This window comes from Legionella drancourtii LLAP12 (assembly GCF_000162755.2).
Classification (GTDB): domain Bacteria; phylum Pseudomonadota; class Gammaproteobacteria; order Legionellales; family Legionellaceae; genus Legionella; species Legionella drancourtii.
On the sequence record NZ_JH413801.1, the window covers coordinates 79,162 to 98,066 of the forward strand.

Consider the following 18,905-nt stretch of genomic DNA (forward strand, 5'->3'; position numbering starts at 1 on the left):
ATCAAATCTGGATCAATTTCAGGAAAATTCTACGGCCCAAATTACGGCGATGGCCAATAAAATGAATGAAATAGGTGCTAATCTTGTTAATCTTAATGAGCAAATCATGGGTAATCCCCAGTCACCTGAGTTACTTGATCAACGCGACCAATTATTAAAAGAGCTTTCTGAATACACTGAGCTGACGGTTGTTGAGCAAGATAATGGTACTGTTAATGTGGGGATTTGTACTGGGGAAATGTTAGTAGTTGGCCCTAATCAAAGAACTTTATCAGTAAAATTTGATCCACTAAATACTTTAGGCACGCAAGTTTTATTGGGTAGTGGTGCCGGACAATTGAATATTTCAAGTCAATTAACTACTGGAAAAATAGGTGGTTTAATGGATTATGAAAATAATGTTATTGCAAAAACCAGTCAAACGATTGGTCTTATGGCTATTGGTTTGTCGCAGACATTTAATGCACAAAATCAATTGGGTATGGATTTAAATAACCAACTGGGTCAAAATTACTTTACTGACTACAACACGCCAGCACAACAGTTGTTGCGAGCGATAAGTGCCTCAAGTAATACCGGGACTGGTGTTTTATCTGTAAATATAACTGACTTATCCCAGGTACAGTTAAGTGATTATCAATTAGTGGTTAATGATGCGGCAACAAACCAAGTTCGTTTAATTCGCGAGTCAGATGGTACCTCAATGACTTTAAATTGGGCCAGCAATCCCCCTGCACCACCGGCAGGGCAAATCGTGGTTGATGGAATGACCATCACCGTCGATAACATCGCTAATCTTGCTAATGAAGATTCATTCACGCTGATTCCAACACGGGGGGCTGCACGTGATTTTGGTATGTTAATTAGCGATCCCAATCTGATGGCTTTAGCCGCTCCTGTGAGAACGATGGCTTCCATGAGCAATAGCGGTAGTGGACAAATTGCCTTGGGTACAGTGTTTAATACTTCAGGTGTCAGCGATCAATATTCAATCGATTTTATTTCACCTACTCAATTCAATGTAGTCGATGTGACGACGGGTACTACGGTATCAGGGCCTTTACCTTTTACGCCCAATACCGATAATGTAGTGCAGATTCCTGATGCGACTAATCCATCTTATTCAATCGTGTTATCCGGCATGCCGAATACTGGGGATCAATTTACCGCAGAATACAACCAGGGTGGTTTTGGTGATAACCGTAATGGCCTACTTCTTGCAGGAATACAGCAATCGCAATTGTTTGATAATGGTAATGAAACACTTTTTGATTGTTACTCTGATCTACTTTCAAATGTGGGAAGCCAAACGAATCAGGCTCAGAATCGTGCTGCAGCATTTGAGGTATTGTATAAGCAAGCGGTTGATTTTCAGGAAAGTAAAAGCGGTGTGAATTTAGATGAAGAGGGGGCAAACTTACTACGATTTGAGCAGGCTTATGCGGCTGCAGGAAAATTAATGGAAGTTTCCAATCAAATGATGCACGTCTTGTTCGAAATGATGGGGTGATAAATGCGTATTTCAACGAATCAAGTATATCAAAATGGATTAAGCAATTTACTGCTGCAGCAAGAACGTGTGACTAAATTACAAGGACAGCTTGCAAGCGGTATAAAAGTACAGTTTGCTTCGGATGATCCTATTTCTTATGCGCAAATTGAATGGATGAGTCAGCGGGTTAGCACAACGGAATTACTGCAAAAAAATTGCATGAATGCGAGCAACGCGCTGAATCTAGAGGAAGCGGTATTGACTGATTGCACCAACAACCTACAACGGTTACGTGAAATTCAGGTGCAGGCGAGTAATGGCACCCTGTCACAAACGCAACGACAGGCTTTGTCGGTGGAAGTTACTGATATATTGAACCAGCTGCAAGGCTTTGCCAATACAAAAGATAACGATGGCGATTATTTATTTGCTGGTGGTCAAACAGCCACGGAGCCGTTTACGTTAAATTCTTCTGGGCAATATACGTACAATGGTGACAGTACTCAGCGTTTTCAATTAATTGCGGGTAGTCTACAAATTGCCATTAATGATCCTGGTGATGGAATTTTTATGCGTATTCCTGGCGGTAATGGTACTTTTTCTGTAAGTGCTACAGCTACAAATACTGGAACAGGCTCTGTAAGTACTGGCTCGGTGACTAACTCCGCAGCTTATGTGGCGGATGATTATACGATTAGCTTTGCCCTTAATACAGCGGGCAGTTTGGTTGCGATGGTTACTGGGGCTGCGAGTGGAAATGTTATACCTTCCAGTGGATTGCCTGATGATGCTCCGGTTTATCAAGAGGGTATGGCGCTTAGTTTTAATGGTATGAGCATGCAAGTATCTGGAATGCCAGAACCAGGCGATACATTTTCAGTAACTCCGGCTCAAAATGTTTCTCTTTTTTCGACCATCCAGGACATGATTACTAATTTAAACTTGCCTTTTGGTACAGCTGTCGAAAAAGCAGCTACGGTAACTGAGAATAATCAATTATTAGCCCAATTAGATAATGCTTTAGATAGCATTATAGAGACGGTCTCTAATATTGGATCTCGTTTAAATCAAGTTTCTAATTCGCAGGATTCAAATGAAGATTTAATTGAGACAAGTGAAATAACTTTGAAATTCCTACGCGAAACGGATCCTGCTGCTGTGGCAACAGAATTTAATTTACAGCTGGTAAACCTTCAAGCCGCACAACAAAGTTTTGTACGTGTGCAGGGTTTATCTGTTTTTAATTATATCTGATTCTGAATAATAAAAATCCTGAGCGTATGCGATGCAGGTATTCACTCAGGATTTAAGTTGCTTTAAGGATTTTTCTTTAACCAATAATTAGCAATATCAATTCGCCTGGCGATCCAAATATCTTTATACTGCAACAAATAATCTAAAAATTGTTTAATTACCAAACAGCGAGCGGGCTTTCCACTCAAGCGAGGATGCAATCCTATCGTCATAAGTGCCGGGCGTTTTTCCTGATAAAGATAATTAAATGTACTTATTAATTGCTCATAAAATGCGTGTGGACTAGCGAAACCTGGATTAGTAGTAAATTTAAAATCATTACAATCTAATGAATAGGGGACAATTAGATGTTTTTCAATATAAAAGGGTAATTCATCGGCATAACTGTCTGAGTCATAAACAAAACCACCGATTTCCAAAAGTAAACTGCGCGTATTTTCGCTACGCCTGCCTGTATACCATCCTTTAGGTCTTTGCCCAGTTAATTGGCTTATAATTTCAATGCATAAGACCATATGTTCTTTTTCAACTGTTCTAGGAATATTAGCATAATCAATCCAACGCCAGCCATGACCTGCTACCTCATGTTTTTGTTGCGCGAGGTAATTGGCGAATAAAGGGTTAAGTATTAATGCTTGTCCTGTAATAAAAAAAGTAAGCGGGGTTTGATAATTATCAAATAAACGTAATAGCCGCCACAGACCGACACGACTACCATATTCGTAGAATGATTCCATACTTAAATTACGTTTGCCTTTATCTTTAGGAGCAAAAGGAAAATCAGCACCACTCGTTTCTGCATAGGCATCGCCATTAATCGGAGTTAATTCAGAGCCTTCTTCATAATTAAGGACAAAATTAATCGCAATTTTTGCTTTATTAGGCCAGAAAAAATCCCACTCTTCTGGACCGTAACCTATCATATTTCGCATGTTTTATCCTAAATAAATCCTTTATGTTTATGGATGCAATGAGTTTTTTAGTTTTTACAATTATAGATATAGAGCTTCTTTTACCCTAGTTCAAAAGTGGTGATGCCATAAATACCCTGCACCGATATTTTAGGTTCACCTTTTAAATACATTCTTGCAGTAGCAAATACCTTGGACATGCCATAATGATTTACTAAATCAACCGCTAAAGAATTATTCTCTGGAATATCAAGAAAAATTGCCTCGCCATGAGCATGCTGTAGCAAGTGTTCAAACAATTTTTCAGCAATAAGCGCAGAGTCAGCAAAGAGGGGGCCTATTTTATAGCCTGCAAAACATTTTCTAATTACGCCATAACCTTTTAATTGCCTGTCTTCAACATATCCTAGCGCTAAAGCCAGGTCTTGTTTTATCCAACCATCAAGAAACCGAGCACGCAAGGCTGGAAAATAGTGGCGGTCATAGTATATTAATTGTGCAAAGGGAACTGTTTTTAAATCCACCAAGGCCGAGTCTGGTTTTGGAGTAAGTTTCATGTTTTCGATGACATAACGCGCATTATTATGAGCAAAGCGATAACCAATACGTGCATAGTTATCAACCATCTCCAGGACGCCATCAATCCCGGCATTGCGCTCACCAACATAAGCCAAGCGTGTTTGCGTTAATTGCATACCATAACCTTGGTCACGGTAATTTTTATCAACGATATAAAAACCACAAAAGGCAAACTCTTCATCATAAACCACTGCAGAACCGACAGCGATTATTTTGCCGTCTAATTTTCCTGCAAAGAAACCTTGTGGATCGGTTTGGTAAAAACAGGCGGCATCATTTAAGCCAGGATTCCAACCTTCGTTCCTTGCCCAGTCTATTGCTACAGTAATTTCATCACGAGTCATTCGTTCAATATGAAAATCAGACATGATCTATTTTTAAACAGTCATTGTATCTTAAATTAAAGGATAGAATATTAGCGAAAGCAAATAGATCTATAATTCTGGAACGTGCATTTTGATGGGTTCAAAATAAAACTCATGATACATCTGAGCATCGTCTAGGTGCCGCCACAACATAATTCTGGAGCCGCACCACGTTAAAGCTTCGAATTCCCAGGTTGCGCCGTGTTGCATGCTCTGAAATTGTATTTTACACAATAATTATTTACTGTAAGCTGGAGTGCTGTGAAAAACAGCGAGACTCTTAAGAAAAAAATTCTTAAAACGATTTGGATTTAATGGTAATTCAAGGAGAGAAAACCATGATAAGACGAGTTCCAATTGGAAGAAGCTACTGTGCAATATTAAGCAAAGACGTTTCTTTTGGAAAAAACACTTAGTTACGACAAGTATCGAGAATAAAGCATTGGTAAGCTCTCGTCCGTTTGTGAATGCTTTTGATGATGTGTTGGAGTTGAAGTGTAGGTCAAAATGCCTGGTATTAATAGGGGATGTTGCACTGGGAAAAATAACGCCTATTGATGGCTTAAATATCATTTCTTAAAATGATGCAGGATATTTTAAATGAGCTGAAATGGCAGGCCGAACGGGAAAAAAATTCGGCATTAATATGGCGTTCATTTATGGGAAAACATGTTGTGAATCTAGAGTTAGTTAACCTGGTTATCAAGGGAACGCTAGCAACCACTTTTTCAACACAAAAGCAGACAGCGACAGATGCTTACATTCATCTCTTATTACGATTAACTCCAGAAGAAAAAATGTTATGTGAACAAAACGACAAGAGTAAAGAACAAGTATACTTGGAAAAAATAATGGGAATGCAGCAGGAAATTTTGCAGGCAAAGAGCGAGCATAATGTATTTTGTTCATGAGCTCGTATTTAACGAGTGGAACAGCAAATAATACCCTATTTCAGGTTAGGGGTGTACACAAGACCCCTTTTAGCTTGGGTACTTATTTTTTAGCATTTGGGCTTAGATAGTAGAAATGTCAACAGCTTCTATTCGAAGACAAATTTTTTTGCTATGTTATTTCGGAAAAATTTAGAATTTAAATAACTTATTGAAAAATATAAATATTTATGAATTAATAATGTTTGTCTTTTGAAGAAGGAACGTGTTTTAAATGATAACTAAATGCAAGATATTATGTGTAGTATTGTTGACCCTATTATCCTCATGGTTCACCCTAGTATTGGCTAGGAATTCCTCGATAAAAGAGAATAATGCTGTAGTTGATTTGATAGTGATGGTGAACGGATCCAAATTAGGATTTTGTTCCAAATCAATGCAAAATTGTACGATCCAAATCGCTCCAAACGAATGTTTGAGTCCTCCAGGTTCCATATCGATTACCAATAACTCTCGAATTAGTGCAAAAAATATAAGGGCCTCATCTGGTGATATTAATTTCATGACCTATGTGGTACAAAATAATGGATGCCCTGCTTCATTACCTCCAGGAGCTAGTTGCACGATTTCATTTTCTACAAATGCTTCTGTTGCATTTTCGGTATCAAATGTTACGGTAAAGGGAAGCAATACTACTAGCACCTCCTTTAACATAAATGCCGTTCAGTGTGCTGCGCCAACAATTACTGGGGTGCCATCACCAAATAGACAAGTGGGTATTGTTTACAATCAAAGTAACATAGCCAGTGGCGGCAAAGCACCTTATTCCTATAGCCTTAATTCAGGAACTTTACCTGCAGGCACTTCATTAAACTCTGCAACGGGTACGGTTTCAGGCATTCCTACTACAGCCGGAGCTTTCTCTTATGTCATTCAAGTCACGGATGCATATGGCTCTACTGCCATTGTTTCAAGCAGCGGTACCATAGTCAATATTTTCCCAGTTGCAGCAGGTCCAAGCAATGTGATAGCTGTTCCTGGCAATAGCCAAGTCACTGTCAGCTGGACTGCGCCAACCAATGTGGGTACTGGAACCGTTACTAGCTATACAGTAACTTATGGCCCAACCAGTGGGACTGTGTTTACCACACCAGGATGTACAACTACGGGTTCTCCACCATCAACCTCTTGTACCATTAACGGCCTCACAAATAATACAGCTTATACTTTTGCTGTGACAACAACAACGGCAATGGACGGGGTTAATGAAACTGGCCCAGCAACATTATCTAGCTCAGTGATTCCAACATCAGGTCTTGTTGTCAGCCCGTCGACACTGCTACTTTCAGGGATTGGTGGTGGAACACTACGCACAATTACGGTCACGAATGTGTCGCCAAATCCTATTATCATTGACTCTGTGAGTTCTCCATTGCCCGCCCTTCCAGGTGATGCTTCAGTAGATACCTCTTCTCCTACTACTTGTAATATTGGTACTATTTTGAATCCAAATAATTCATGTACAATTACAATCAATCCTGGCTTGATATCATCATCAAGTTCAGGATGTACAGATGGTATTACCTTGCCAACCTCAAGTACTATCACGATAACTGGGAACAGTGGTTCTATAACCGCCAACGCAGAGGCTATGTTATTAGGTTATGGTTGCCAATATCAAGGAGGATATTTATTTGCAATTGATGATACAACTCTAAATACTAATAGTATTGGTGGTAAAGTGACGATGTTAGCCGCCAATAGTATTATGTGGTCACCGTTGGGAGTTCACGATAGTATTTGGGGAATAGACAATACCTCAACCTCCACTCTACCAAGCCCTAATGCCTCATCCTTTTTACCTGCAACATTAAAATTAGGCCAATTAAATTGTAATGGGAAAAGCGATGGAACCTGTAATACAGAGAATATTTTTGTTTACTATGAGGGCACAGCTAATTATGCTGCTGGCATCTGTAAACAACCGTTAAGCGGCGCTGGAGTAATTTGTACAGGAGGAGCAAATTGCTACACCGATTGGTATTTACCTTCAATTTGTGACTTGGATGCAACTACTTTTATTTGCCCTTCAACACAAAGTATAGTTACGTCCCTAAGTTTTTTAATCCCTAGCGTATTTACAGGAGACTATTGGAGTTCAACTGAAAGCCTAACTGGAGCATGGTTTGAAAATTTTAGCTCTATTCCACCAGCTACAGGAAGCTCAACAAATAATCTTCAGTTCAATGTGAGTTGTATTAGAAACCTAACTAGTTAGTCTATTTTGCTGTTATTTCTCATAATCTGCTCCAGCTCGAAACAATCTGGAGCAGATTATGGGGTTCTAGAGGCAACAATGGCCTCGACTCCCGCGAGCAGAGCTAATGGTACGCATTATAGTAGTGTGGCTAATTTTCCGTTTGTACCGGGTGTGGATGGTGTAGGACGCTTGGAGGATGGTTCACGAGTTTATTTTTGCTTTCCTTCTCATCCCTTTGGCTCGATGGTGGAATATTCAGTTGTAAACAAAGAGGCTTGTATTCCTCTTCCTGATGATTTAGATGATGTGGTTGCTGCCTCCATTGCAAATGCCGCAATGTCATCTTGGGGGCACTGGTGTATCGTGCTCACATGATACCTGGGGAAACAGTGCTGATTAATGGAGCAACCGGTGCGTCCGGCAGCTTAGCCATCAAAATTGCGAAACACGTAGGCGCTAAAAAAGTCATTGCAACAGGACGTCATCACCATCTAGACAAGCTCATCGCTCTATATTAGACCTTGCAGATTATACAGCGGGATCAATGTTTTGTTAATGTTCTTTGTGTTGATTAAATAGTCAAATTAGAAGATAATTCCCGCATTATCAATATTTCAGGGATCTTTTATGGTAATGGATGCTTCGTTATTCGCCCACATCCACAATGATGCATTTCTTTCAGGTACCTATAAACTTCAAGGTAATTTGTTTAAGAATACCATTGCGTATCTAAATCAGTATTGCAATTATCTAAGTAATAATGGTACTTCAATTCCAGCGGCTTATCGCAAATTAATGCACAACTTACTCTATCTTCAACAAGTTGAAGAAGGTATGGAGGGGGTAGTTGTCGATGCTGAGACTAAGCCTTTAGCTGCAAAGATTTGCGATGATCTTCGGCAGATGAAATCACCAGACAATATATTAATCCCCGGGGGGTGGCATAACCGTAACGGTGGGCATGCCATGGTTTATCAATTCAGCCTTGATACGGATGGTTATCTTTTTACAGTTTTTAATGCAGGTGCTGGTCTTGATTATCATGCAAAAAGATCCATTCAGGATAAAGAGCTTTATAATCCTAGGAAAACATGGTTCATACCTATTCCCAAAACTGAAAAAGAACAGGCTGAATTAGAGCATTTTATTAGTCGGCTGTTGCAAGCCAGGGTTCCTGCTTCAGATAATAATGCTAAAAAAGGTGTTAATGCCGATGTACTTTATACCGAAATTTTTTCTAGTATTAGTTACATTAATGGCACAGAAATAAATGCAGATGAGCGTTTTCCTGAATATGCCTACACAGGGGGACAACTTTTGGGAACCTGTTCACAACGTTCTATTCATCAAATGCTGAAAATTAACTCTGATACACTGGATACTTATCAGCATTTTATTTTTAAATTTAAGCTGTACTCTTTGCACGAGTATACGCAATTATGTCTTGATGGAACACAGCCTTTTAATGAGGCGGTAGCGGATCAAATTTATTTAGCTATTGATAATAGTTTAAAAATATTAAACATTCCTGGCCTCTTTACCCAGAATGAGTTGCGCTTGCACGCGCATGCGTTAATGCAGATAAAAAAATCTATAGCTCAAGCCTTACGTTCTGATGTAAAAAAAACAACGAATGAAGCCGCTGAAATAGTTTATACATTAACCTTAACGGGTAATTCTCTTGCAGGGCCAATAATTGATGTAGAAGAAGGGGTGGCTGTTTCACAAAAACCAGATATTATTGATGCATACACTACTGTGGGATTGCTCGAACGTTTGCGGTTAACCATCACCGCAATACAAAAGCAAGATGATTCTGCGATTAAGTATGTTTATCTTGAACGCTTAATTTTGTCTTTGCCACTTACAAATCATGGTCGTTTTGATTTAATGGCTTATCATGCCCTCCAATGTATGGAGGATTATCAGGCGTTTTTAAAGCATCTAAATAGTATCCAGAACTTATTAACTAATCTACGAAATAAGTGGCTGCAAACAGCACAGATTCCTTTATTTAATCATCTTAGTTTAAGTATCCTTTCATTGCAGGCAGATGCTTATGAAGCCATTAGCGCTTTGTCTAGAAAAGAAGCAATGAAAACAGGGGATGTTGGTTTACCTTCATTCGTGAAATTTACCGATGGGATGATGACTGCCCTTATTGCGAAGCGTGAGCGAGATCCCTTTGACGCAACGAATAATGCGCATGCAGATCAGCGCATAAGATTTTTAAAAGAACGCTTTAACACAATAAAATTCATCGATTCACACGCTTCGTTAATTTATTACCAAGAAATCTTAAAAACAGAGCCCATTCTTAATGCTGAGTTGGTTAAGTTGTATGACGTTTCTTATGGTTTTGATACATCAACTGAGCATAATGCGATAAGACAATATGAGGCAGAGTCTTTGTATATGATTTTTTTGCATCTTAAAAATTGTGGGAAAAATGAAATTGTGCTTCATGAAAAATTTAATCCTATTATCGATAAAATTCAAGCACATTATGTGCAGGAATCAATATTTCGCCAAGCAATTAATCCTTATTTTAAGCTGAAAAGAGCAACAGATAAGCCATTAACGGTTACTGATGACGGAGCAATAGTTAGTCCTTTAGGGATATCTCATTGGGGATACGAGGAGCCAGAAAACATGCGGCGGGACAAATATAATTTAAAAGACTCTCCAGCACATGATGCTTTGGTAGTTGATGCTTTTCGACTGTGTGCTTTTTTGAGGATATATAGGCAACCTCAAACCGCGAATGCTATTCAATTAAAATCATCTGAGAACAGTAAACAAGCTCAGGAGGCGCAGAGAATAACTACAGAGGATATCATTGCTCGTGATTATCGGCATCTTAGAGGTAATCCCTCCCTGCAAATTGCCTTAACGCTTGATTATTTTACAGTGCATATAAGTCAATTAAATGATGAAAATAATCAACGTTATGTCGAAGCTAATTTATTTCAGCCTGGGCTTTTATCTAATGCATTAGTGCATCAAGAATTCATACCTCAATTTGATAATTTTATAAACACTGGCAAACGTTTTTTCACTCAAAATGGACAACATTCTTGTGAGTCCTTATTGTTCTTTCGTTTGGATTTTTTAGTAAGTCGCTATTATGCGCAATTAAATCCTAATGCAGGAGGCACGCGCTTACAAAATGTGCACGAAGATTTAGTAAGGCAGTTCTCTTTGTCTTGCGATCCCAAAGTATCATATATGTTGCAACAATATCTTTTTCTTGCTTCCGTAGCTCGAATTGAGGCTGAGGAAGTGTCAAGTAAGCTCTTTGCACAGGCAATGACGTCTTATTTTTATATAATGCATCATGCGAATCCATCCATTCTTGAAGATACGGCGCATCGTATTGAGATTGAACGCGCAATTGGAATATTTAATATTTTTGCAACTCAGCAACCTGAAACTTGTGTGAAAGAAGGGGTGAGTAAGGCTTTACTTGCTTTAGGTGTATCATTGACGCATGGATTAACGGGTACATTCCCTCTCTATATAGTGCCTAGAGATAAGCGTGTTCCACTGGAGGTTCACGTACTTAAGGGCATTGTTTTGGAGGCTGCTTTTATCACCGCAGGGGTACCCTTAGCAATTAAATATCATCCATTAATCAAACAATTAGACTTGCATCATGAGGATGTATGTCGCATTAATCCGGAGCAGACTTATTTAATTCTTCAGTGTAAAGAAGGCGAGACCCACCTATTTTATAAAGAGAATATGCTGATTGTACAAAAAGATTGGATTATTGATGGCAAGAGCGCAAGATATGAATTGCAGGCATTGACTCTGAAACATGAAGCATATCATGCTAATCCAGCCACTAATCCTATTAAGACAGATCTTCCTGATATTTTGATTGATGGAACAATGAATTACTGGAAAAATATAACTGCCTCTGCGGAAGAAAATGGTATTTTAGTCTGTGATAATGTCCCGGTTTACGCAATAAATGGAAAACAGATAAAACTGCTTAATGAAAAAGGTTATACGACCCCATATCAAGTAAGCACCCTTATGGCCAATGATCGTGAATTATTTAGTGCTTTTGAAAGTAACCGCTTTATCGTTACTTATGAGGATAATGAGAATACCTTTATTACATTACCCCGTTTTGGCCTTCATTTTAAGCGTGATAAAAATACTCAAACCGTAATTCATGAGGTAACAGAAGAGCGAGTGATTCCTACGGTTTCACCTATTCATTCATCAGTTGCAAGCCTTGTTTTGCAAGGAAAAGGTCAGCACCGTGTTTTGGTGCCTATCGCGCGATTTTATGATACGAAGGAGGGGACTCCAAGCGATTTTTATCCGGTAATCCATGATAAAAAAGGCATGATTGCCGAGAACCTTCTCCAGAAGCGATGGCAAGAACAACCACCAGTGAAAGAGCCGCTATGGGACTATAAAGACAGTGCACATTATGCCAGCTTCCAATTATTCAATGGCGAGCCTATTGCAGATGTTGCAGCCGATGCACTTTATCTGGCCTATACATACCTTGTAACGAATCAACCGGACAAGGCCTGGAAAATTCTTGAAGATTGCAATAAACGTTTAGGCGGCCTAAAGGGGGAGTCTGCGGAAGTACAGTACATTAAATGGATATGCCAGGATTTACCTTATCTTATGAGTGATTGTGATAACGCGGTCCGAAATACCCCTCCTTTTGTTGCTTGCCAGCTTAAGGCAATAAGTCTTTTGACCGATTATTTACTTCAAGACCATCAATTTGATTTTCAGTCTCCCGTTGCATTTAAATACAGCGCTAATACAGAATATGCGCAATTAGAATTGCAAAGGATAAGAGCATTTTTACAATTGCTTCCAGAAACTATTTATAATACGTTTGACCGATTTCAACGCATGGGACGTCATCTTGAGCATCAATATCAGCTTTCAAAAATTGAGCGCAAACGTTTATTAGACTATTACCATCAATCCTTACCTAAGGATTTTAAACCCTTAGGAGCCTTGGGTTATCAATGGACACGTTTAAGCATTGAGTCCTTATTAGAAGAGCAAAAGGTTTTAATTGTTCAGCAACAAATAGGCGTGTTGTCTTCAGCTGAGAAAAAAAGAATCGCCCATATTGAGACACAACTTAAACGATTAAACGCTGTTGTTTCCGTCTCAACGGCATTGGAGTTAGTTGCGATTGACTTGTCATTGCCTGCGCGGTTTAAAATTAAAAAAACAGCACTTAAACGCATACCTGTATACTTGGTGGATAAAAAGCTAAAGAAAAAAACAGAAACTTTAAGTAAAGCGGAGTATCAACGTGCTATTGATTTGTTGTGGTCAACGGTGAATGACGATGATTTTATCGAACATTTTCCTGTTTATTTGCAAATAGTCACTTCAAGTATCAACGAGTTCAGCAAATCCGTACTTGATTTTTGTACGCATACGTTGCTTGCTAAGCGTCATGTACCGGTGGTCAAACAAAACTCTAATATTCCTTTTTTATGCAATGTCTTATATCGCGCAGCGCATAATCGGAAAAGACTTATTGCTGAAAAATATGAACAATTTGAGGCTTTGGTGCATATTGTACGCAAATATGAGGTACCGCCACTTAAGGTTTATCAAGCGCGCGATATTTACAGTAAAATGCTGGCTACGCCAGAACAGATTATCGCTGGGTATGAACACCAAGTCTATATACCGCTTAGCACCTTAGCATTAGGTAGCCAGCCTCTAATTGTCCAAATGCACATCGAGGGATTATTCGATTCGAATTTTAAGAAGGAAAAAACACTTTGCGATGAACTTCTTATTTCCTATCAAACGATTCAAAATGACCTTGAAAAAGAGCTTTATAAATTAGGTAAAACACCTACTAATGAACTTGCTGAAGAGTTTTTTCTTGAAGAACAAGCTGGTAAAGCACTTATTGTTGCAGAGAAACAAAGAAAAGAATTAGCAACGCGTTTCGTTGAAAAACCAACACTTGTTCGTGCGCTGCATGAATCTGCCAATAAGGCTGTGGCCCAGCTTAAATCTGAAATGGATGGATTGTGGACTGAGGCGTTACAGCTTGCTAATCAAGGGCCCGATGACTCTGCTCTGGCGCAAATCTGGGTCATTGAAAAAGAATCAAAAACCAGAGCAATATTGACCCGAGCGGATCTTTTGTCCTTGTACACCCAGGCTAATCTTGCTTACAGCGTGGCCAAAACAGGATTAAGCTCTGAAAATGCGCAAAAACTGCATGCTATGATTCATCGTGCGTTGGTGCAGGGTATTTGCCAGCAATCAGCAGAGAAAATAAAAGAGCAATTGCATAAGGCAAGAGCAGGAGCAGATCTCAGCAGCGCTGTTATGGCCTTGGATTTATTAGCACGAACTGAAATTCCTGCCTTGGATAGACCGGCCATTGTTCTTTTGCAACATGAAGAACGCATACTCCTGCATAATCGTCAGGTGAGTGCTCTTAACGCCCTCTTAGCTTCGTCTGATACGCATCTTGGCTTTAATGAAGTTATTGAAAAAATTATCATGGGCGGAGGGAAGTCGAAGGTTATACTGCCAATCCTTGCTGAAACGAAAGCTCAGGGAGGGAACCTGGTCATTGTTGAGGTCCCTCCGGCATTATTAGAAACGAATCATGAAGACTTAAATCGCTGTTCGCAACGTTTATATGGAAAGCGAGCCTATCGTTTTGATTTTAACCGTGACAGCAATGCATCTCCAGAGCGGCTTGAGCAAATTTACACGATGTTTGTCGAGGTAATGACCAATAAGAATTATCTGGTTACCACCGGTGAAGCCATGCAGTCATTAGAGCTTAAATATCTTGAATTTTTACTTAATGAAGAGAACACAGAGGAGACTCGGGAGCAACAAATCTATTGGCTCGATAAAATCACGAGTCTTGTGCGTCATCATGGTGATTGCGTTATTGATGAAGCACATCAAGGTTTGTCGATCAAAAAACGATTAAATTACATTGGAAGCGAGACGCAACCGATTAGTGTTGATGAAATTAGAAATACGATTGCTTTATTTAAATTGATTGACCCACCATTTATCCGGAATGCGCCTAATTTTAGCCCAGATTATGATTGGACTGCTTTTAAGCGCGATATTGCAAAAAAACTACTTCGAGCAAGGACAAGCCCGCTGGGGCAATTTTTTGAAGGGGCTGTGCAAAAATATGGTTGTGAGGTCACCGAAGAGCTTGTTGCCTACCTTACCAATACGGCGAAAGAAACCTGTTTGGCTATTCTTTATGCCTGTCCTGAGGAAAAAGAAACCCTTGCTTTTTTCAAACAAGAAATTGGTATTTTATTGCCACAAACTTTAAGTCGTCGGCTTAATGAAAATTATGGCCCATCAAAGCGTAAAAACTTAAGCGCTCTAGAGAAAACTTTGGCACTTCCTTATGCAGCAAATAATATTGTTAATGAACGCTGCCGTTTTGGAAATCAGCTGGAGTCGATAAACTACACAGTACAAATGATGCTTATTAAAGGCATTAGTCACAAATTATTGATTCAAAAAATCGAGCAATGGCATGCTGCTGCGCGAAAAGAGATGTTTGAAAATGCCGCATTAAAACATCTAAATGACACACCAACAGCAAAAGGGTTTGCTGTTTTGGCCGCTAAATTAGGTCTTACGCTAAGTGAGATTAATTTAAATAACCCCATGCAATTGAAAAAACTCTATGCTTATTTTCAACATAATTCGACACTTATTTTTGATATTTTGCAAGAGCAAGCCTTAAGGCAAATTCAGCGGGAAGGTGAAACAATTTCCAGTAATTCATTTAATCATATTGACTTGTATCGTAGCGTACAAGCGGTTTCTGGAACGCCGTCTAATCATACAACGTTTCATCAGCGCCTTAAGTACAACAAAACCTCCTCTTTGGGGACTGATGGATACATTATTGAAGTAATTCATCATAAAAAAACGCGGGTTTCGGGTTTTGATTACACAACTGTTTCTCAATTCATCGAAGGAATTTTAACTCATTCTGAAGCGTCAGAACGTACTCGGGCAATTATTGATATTCGTCCTGCCTTCCAAGGGGTAAGCAATTTCGTGGTGGCTCAAGAACTCGCTCGTTTTTATCGGACTAAGGCAAATAATATAATAAAACATATCCTTTATTTTAATAAAAATCAGGTTTTATGTGCGTTGGATATTGCTAAGCCGAATACCCCAATTGCACTGAAAACAACCGATGAAAAAGAAGTTGCACGTTTGTTAGGCTCAACTCCAGAGCAGCGGTTCACGTATTATGATCAAGCACATACTCTGGGAACTGATATAGCCCAAGCCTCCTACGCGCATGCTTTAGTTCTAGCCGACGAAAAAACATCCCTACAAGCCTTTTTACAAGGAAGCATGCGGATGCGTGGATTAGGCGTAGAACAAACTATAGAGATTATTGTTCCGGAAAAAATTAAAGAAATACAACGTCATGATCTTATTAAGCAGTTTGCTAAAATCGATACGCTAATGTTATTGCAAGACAACCTGACGGCAGCAAAATTGCAAATGACTAATCTAATGCGCAGTAAGTGCCTGGCATTTATTCGTGACTTACCTTCGGAGGAAGCGGCTGCAAAAAGACAATTAGCTCTAATTTTCCGGTCATTTCTTGCGGATAAACCTTCTTTGAGTTTTTTTGAACTTTATGGTGCCTTGAATAAACCTCAAGCAGCGGCAGATATTCTTAAGCGTCATCAAGAATGGTTAATGGCGTGTTGGCATAGATGTGTTGAATTAGCAAAAATTTCGGCAATAGATAACGAACTAATTGAGCTTGGTTTGCACGAGATCATTGAGCGTTCCTTGCCAAATTGTCTGGCCGAATATGAGGCTGCTGACCACAATGCCTTTGCTATGGAAGTAGAGATTCAAGCTGAGATCCAAGTAGAAATGGAAATAGCCGCTATTCAGGAGGCTTATGATCCTAACTTGAGAGAAAAAACGCTTATTTATTTGTACTCTACAGAAAAAATTGGCCTGGATGCTTATTCTTTGTCATTGAATGCAAGAGACTCTCCTGAAAAATATGCAGGTTTATTTAGCGAAAATCTGAGAATGAGTGCAAATTATGCCAAGGTATACAAAGGGCAAAAGGTATGTGTCAATAGTTTTTTAAAACCTGCTCTTGTTATTTGGTATTATATGCTTGAAGGACAGTTGCACGCGATGATTGTTACGCCTCAAGAAGTTACCGAACTAATTAAAAAGATTAAAGCAGAACAATTTGAAGACAATTGGTTTTCCACTACCCTTGATACTGTTGTTGCTGGAAAAAGACCTGATGCTATTCTTAATGATAAATATTATCAATCATTACGTGAACAGGTACGGTTTTTTAATGGCGAAATTCATGGACTTTTAAATCAGAATGTTTCATTGATCTGGTTAAAAGAATTTACTCAGGAGAAACTTGAGTTCTTTCAGGAAAACCTGATGCCTTATCGTCCGAGAAGTGCTGCGGCATTTCCACAGTTAAAAATGGCTGTATTACAAACAAGTGCAGAAGGTTTTATTTACATTGCGCAACACCGATTTGAAGACTTAAGTCAGTTTAATTGGAAAACACTGTTCTCTAAAATTATTCCAGTACAATTCGCTGAATATTGTCGTGTTGCAAAGGCCTTTGCTTACATCAACCGGGAATGGAATAAAAAACAGCTTGATATTGAAACAGTACACAAACAATTTGATTTACCGCTTATTGGTCTTGGTTATGTACAGGAGCACCTGAATCAATTAGCGGCGCTGCATCGCATCATGAATCGTTTAGTACAATCTAATGGAACCAATACTCTTTTAACCATATTAGAGCAAAATGAAATTAAGTTTCTTGAAGATCATTTTAGTATGTCTCTTAGCGAATTTACGAAGAAATTTGCACCAGCAGAAGATCTTAATGTACTTTTATTACTGCGTACTTATCCTGCCTTAAGAAACAGCGAGATGGGTGAACAACTGATACAACTTATTCTACAAAATCCATGCTGTGATGAGTCGACAATTAACTTATTATTAGAGTCTTCTGCTCGGTTTAGTGAATCATTATGGCGTCTTGTACTTGAAAAGCAGAGAACAGGCGCTGAAGCGAAACTATTTGCTAAGCAGATTTTTAATCGACCCGAAATTGAACTTCCTGAATTTGTGATTGATTATGTATGGAATCAATATAAGGACAGTGAGGAACAATTAATTAATTTTGCGACACTGGCTACCAGTGAACCCTTCTTTGATAAAATTTTTACGCATCACTTTGCCAATGCGGCTATTAGCTCATGTTTATTAAAAAATCCCTTATTTTCTCCTGAACGGTTTCTTAATTACTTTTTAAAGCACAATGCGGATAATATTGAGGGATTAACTGCTATTTTGCACTATCTTCCCTTTGATTTATCTATATTAGAACAAAGTATTGCTAGAGCTCAAACACCTGAGACACTATTGGCTTTTATCGCACAAGATCCACTCAGTTCAAAAATGTTGCTTGAGGCGATATCAAATAAAGTGTTTTCAGTGGCTGTGGCGGAAAAAATTCTTGAAAAATCAAATAATAATTCGCAAGTACTAGATGCACTTCTTCGTTCTGTATTACAACAGCTGGCAGAGGACGATTCTGAAAAGGTCTCTTGGGAAACGTGTTTTATCTCAATGGCTGATTATTGTGCCAGAAATGACCTGATTCATGTGTTCCGTAAGACATTACTCGATATTCAGTTGAGTAAAGTGATTCAATTTAAATTGTTAACTACTTTGGGTAACGAGATTATTGAGGGCTTACCTTTTACTGATATGGTTCGTGAGAGCACGGACAGTCAATTTGAGGAACTTAGTGGATTGGCGATGGTTTATTCAGCAGCTCATATGAATGAACTAGTTAGTAGGGCGCAAAACTCTGAGCAAATAATGCGTTTGCTGGCGCGTCCGGAGATGACTAGTTCTTTAGCAAATGATTTGTTCGCAAAATCCGAGTACAACCATCAGCTGGGTGATTGGGGCTGGTTAACTGAACAACAGTTACTTTTAGTACTGCAAAAGACACGCGATTTCGATAGTTTGCAACGCGCATTAACGCATCCAAATTTATCAAAAACTGCACGAGATAACTGGCTTGCAATTAGCAAAAAAGAA

9 protein-coding genes are annotated in these 18,905 nt (G+C 39.0%); 7 read left to right on the forward strand and 2 right to left on the reverse strand.

The window, feature by feature from the left end; translation table 11 throughout:
• Both LDG_RS02880 and flgL read left to right on the forward strand, forming a co-directional pair.
• A partial coding sequence (locus LDG_RS02880; RefSeq protein WP_148263489.1) for a FlgK family flagellar hook-associated protein occupies window positions 1–1,510 on the forward strand: 1,510 nt, incomplete at its 5' end.
• A gap of 3 nt (window positions 1,511–1,513) precedes the next feature.
• The gene (flgL, locus tag LDG_RS02885) at window positions 1,514–2,746 is read left to right on the forward strand and encodes a flagellar hook-associated protein FlgL (protein ID WP_006869626.1); all 1,233 of its coding nucleotides are present in this window, start codon (window positions 1,514–1,516) and stop codon (window positions 2,744–2,746) included.
• Between the two features lie 62 nt (window positions 2,747–2,808).
• On the opposite strand, the gene LDG_RS02890 is transcribed toward flgL, so the two are convergent.
• Window positions 2,809–3,678 (reverse strand): polysaccharide deacetylase family protein, encoded by an 870-nt coding sequence (locus tag LDG_RS02890; protein ID WP_006869627.1) that lies wholly within the window; start codon window positions 3,676–3,678, stop codon window positions 2,809–2,811.
• An 80-nt stretch (window positions 3,679–3,758) separates the two neighbouring features.
• On the reverse strand, window positions 3,759–4,604 hold the full coding sequence (locus LDG_RS02895; RefSeq protein ID WP_006869628.1) for a GNAT family N-acetyltransferase: 846 nt from the start codon (window positions 4,602–4,604) through the stop codon (window positions 3,759–3,761).
• 578 nt (window positions 4,605–5,182) lie between these two features.
• Here LDG_RS02895 and LDG_RS02900 point away from each other — a divergent pair.
• The 5 genes from LDG_RS02900 to LDG_RS02920 form a co-directional block, all read left to right on the forward strand.
• The gene (locus tag LDG_RS02900) at window positions 5,183–5,512 is read left to right on the forward strand and encodes a hypothetical protein (protein ID WP_050805509.1); all 330 of its coding nucleotides are present in this window, start codon (window positions 5,183–5,185) and stop codon (window positions 5,510–5,512) included.
• Window positions 5,513–5,927: 415 nt separating this feature from the next.
• A complete protein-coding gene (locus LDG_RS02910; protein WP_158307856.1) occupies window positions 5,928–7,769 on the forward strand; it encodes a fibronectin type III domain-containing protein in 1,842 nt (613 codons plus the stop codon).
• Window positions 7,770–7,847: 78 nt separating this feature from the next.
• The gene (locus tag LDG_RS02915) at window positions 7,848–8,126 is read left to right on the forward strand and encodes a hypothetical protein (protein WP_050805510.1); all 279 of its coding nucleotides are present in this window, start codon (window positions 7,848–7,850) and stop codon (window positions 8,124–8,126) included.
• The gene (locus LDG_RS19490; protein ID WP_006869632.1) at window positions 8,123–8,269 is read left to right on the forward strand and encodes a hypothetical protein; all 147 of its coding nucleotides are present in this window, start codon (window positions 8,123–8,125) and stop codon (window positions 8,267–8,269) included. Before LDG_RS02915 ends, LDG_RS19490 begins: the two co-directional genes overlap by 4 nt.
• A 109-nt stretch (window positions 8,270–8,378) precedes the next feature.
• Window positions 8,379–18,905, forward strand: a 10,527-nt coding sequence (locus LDG_RS02920) for a DUF3638 domain-containing protein (RefSeq protein WP_040534262.1), incomplete at its 3' end; no start/stop codon positions are given.

Excerpts from the sequence above, each read along its gene's own strand:
- flgL (WP_006869626.1), top strand. The coding sequence starts at position 1,514 with ATGCGTATTTCAACGAATCAAGTATATCAAAATGGATTAAGCAATTTA.
- LDG_RS02890 (WP_006869627.1), bottom strand. The coding sequence starts at position 3,678 with ATGCGAAATATGATAGGTTACGGTCCAGAAGAGTGGGATTTTTTCTGG.
- LDG_RS02895 (WP_006869628.1), bottom strand. The coding sequence starts at position 4,604 with ATGTCTGATTTTCATATTGAACGAATGACTCGTGATGAAATTACTGTA.
- LDG_RS02900 (WP_050805509.1), top strand. The coding sequence starts at position 5,183 with ATGATGCAGGATATTTTAAATGAGCTGAAATGGCAGGCCGAACGGGAA.
- LDG_RS02910 (WP_158307856.1), top strand. The coding sequence starts at position 5,928 with ATGCAAAATTGTACGATCCAAATCGCTCCAAACGAATGTTTGAGTCCT.
- LDG_RS02915 (WP_050805510.1), top strand. The coding sequence starts at position 7,848 with ATGGCCTCGACTCCCGCGAGCAGAGCTAATGGTACGCATTATAGTAGT.
- LDG_RS19490 (WP_006869632.1), top strand. The coding sequence starts at position 8,123 with ATGATACCTGGGGAAACAGTGCTGATTAATGGAGCAACCGGTGCGTCC.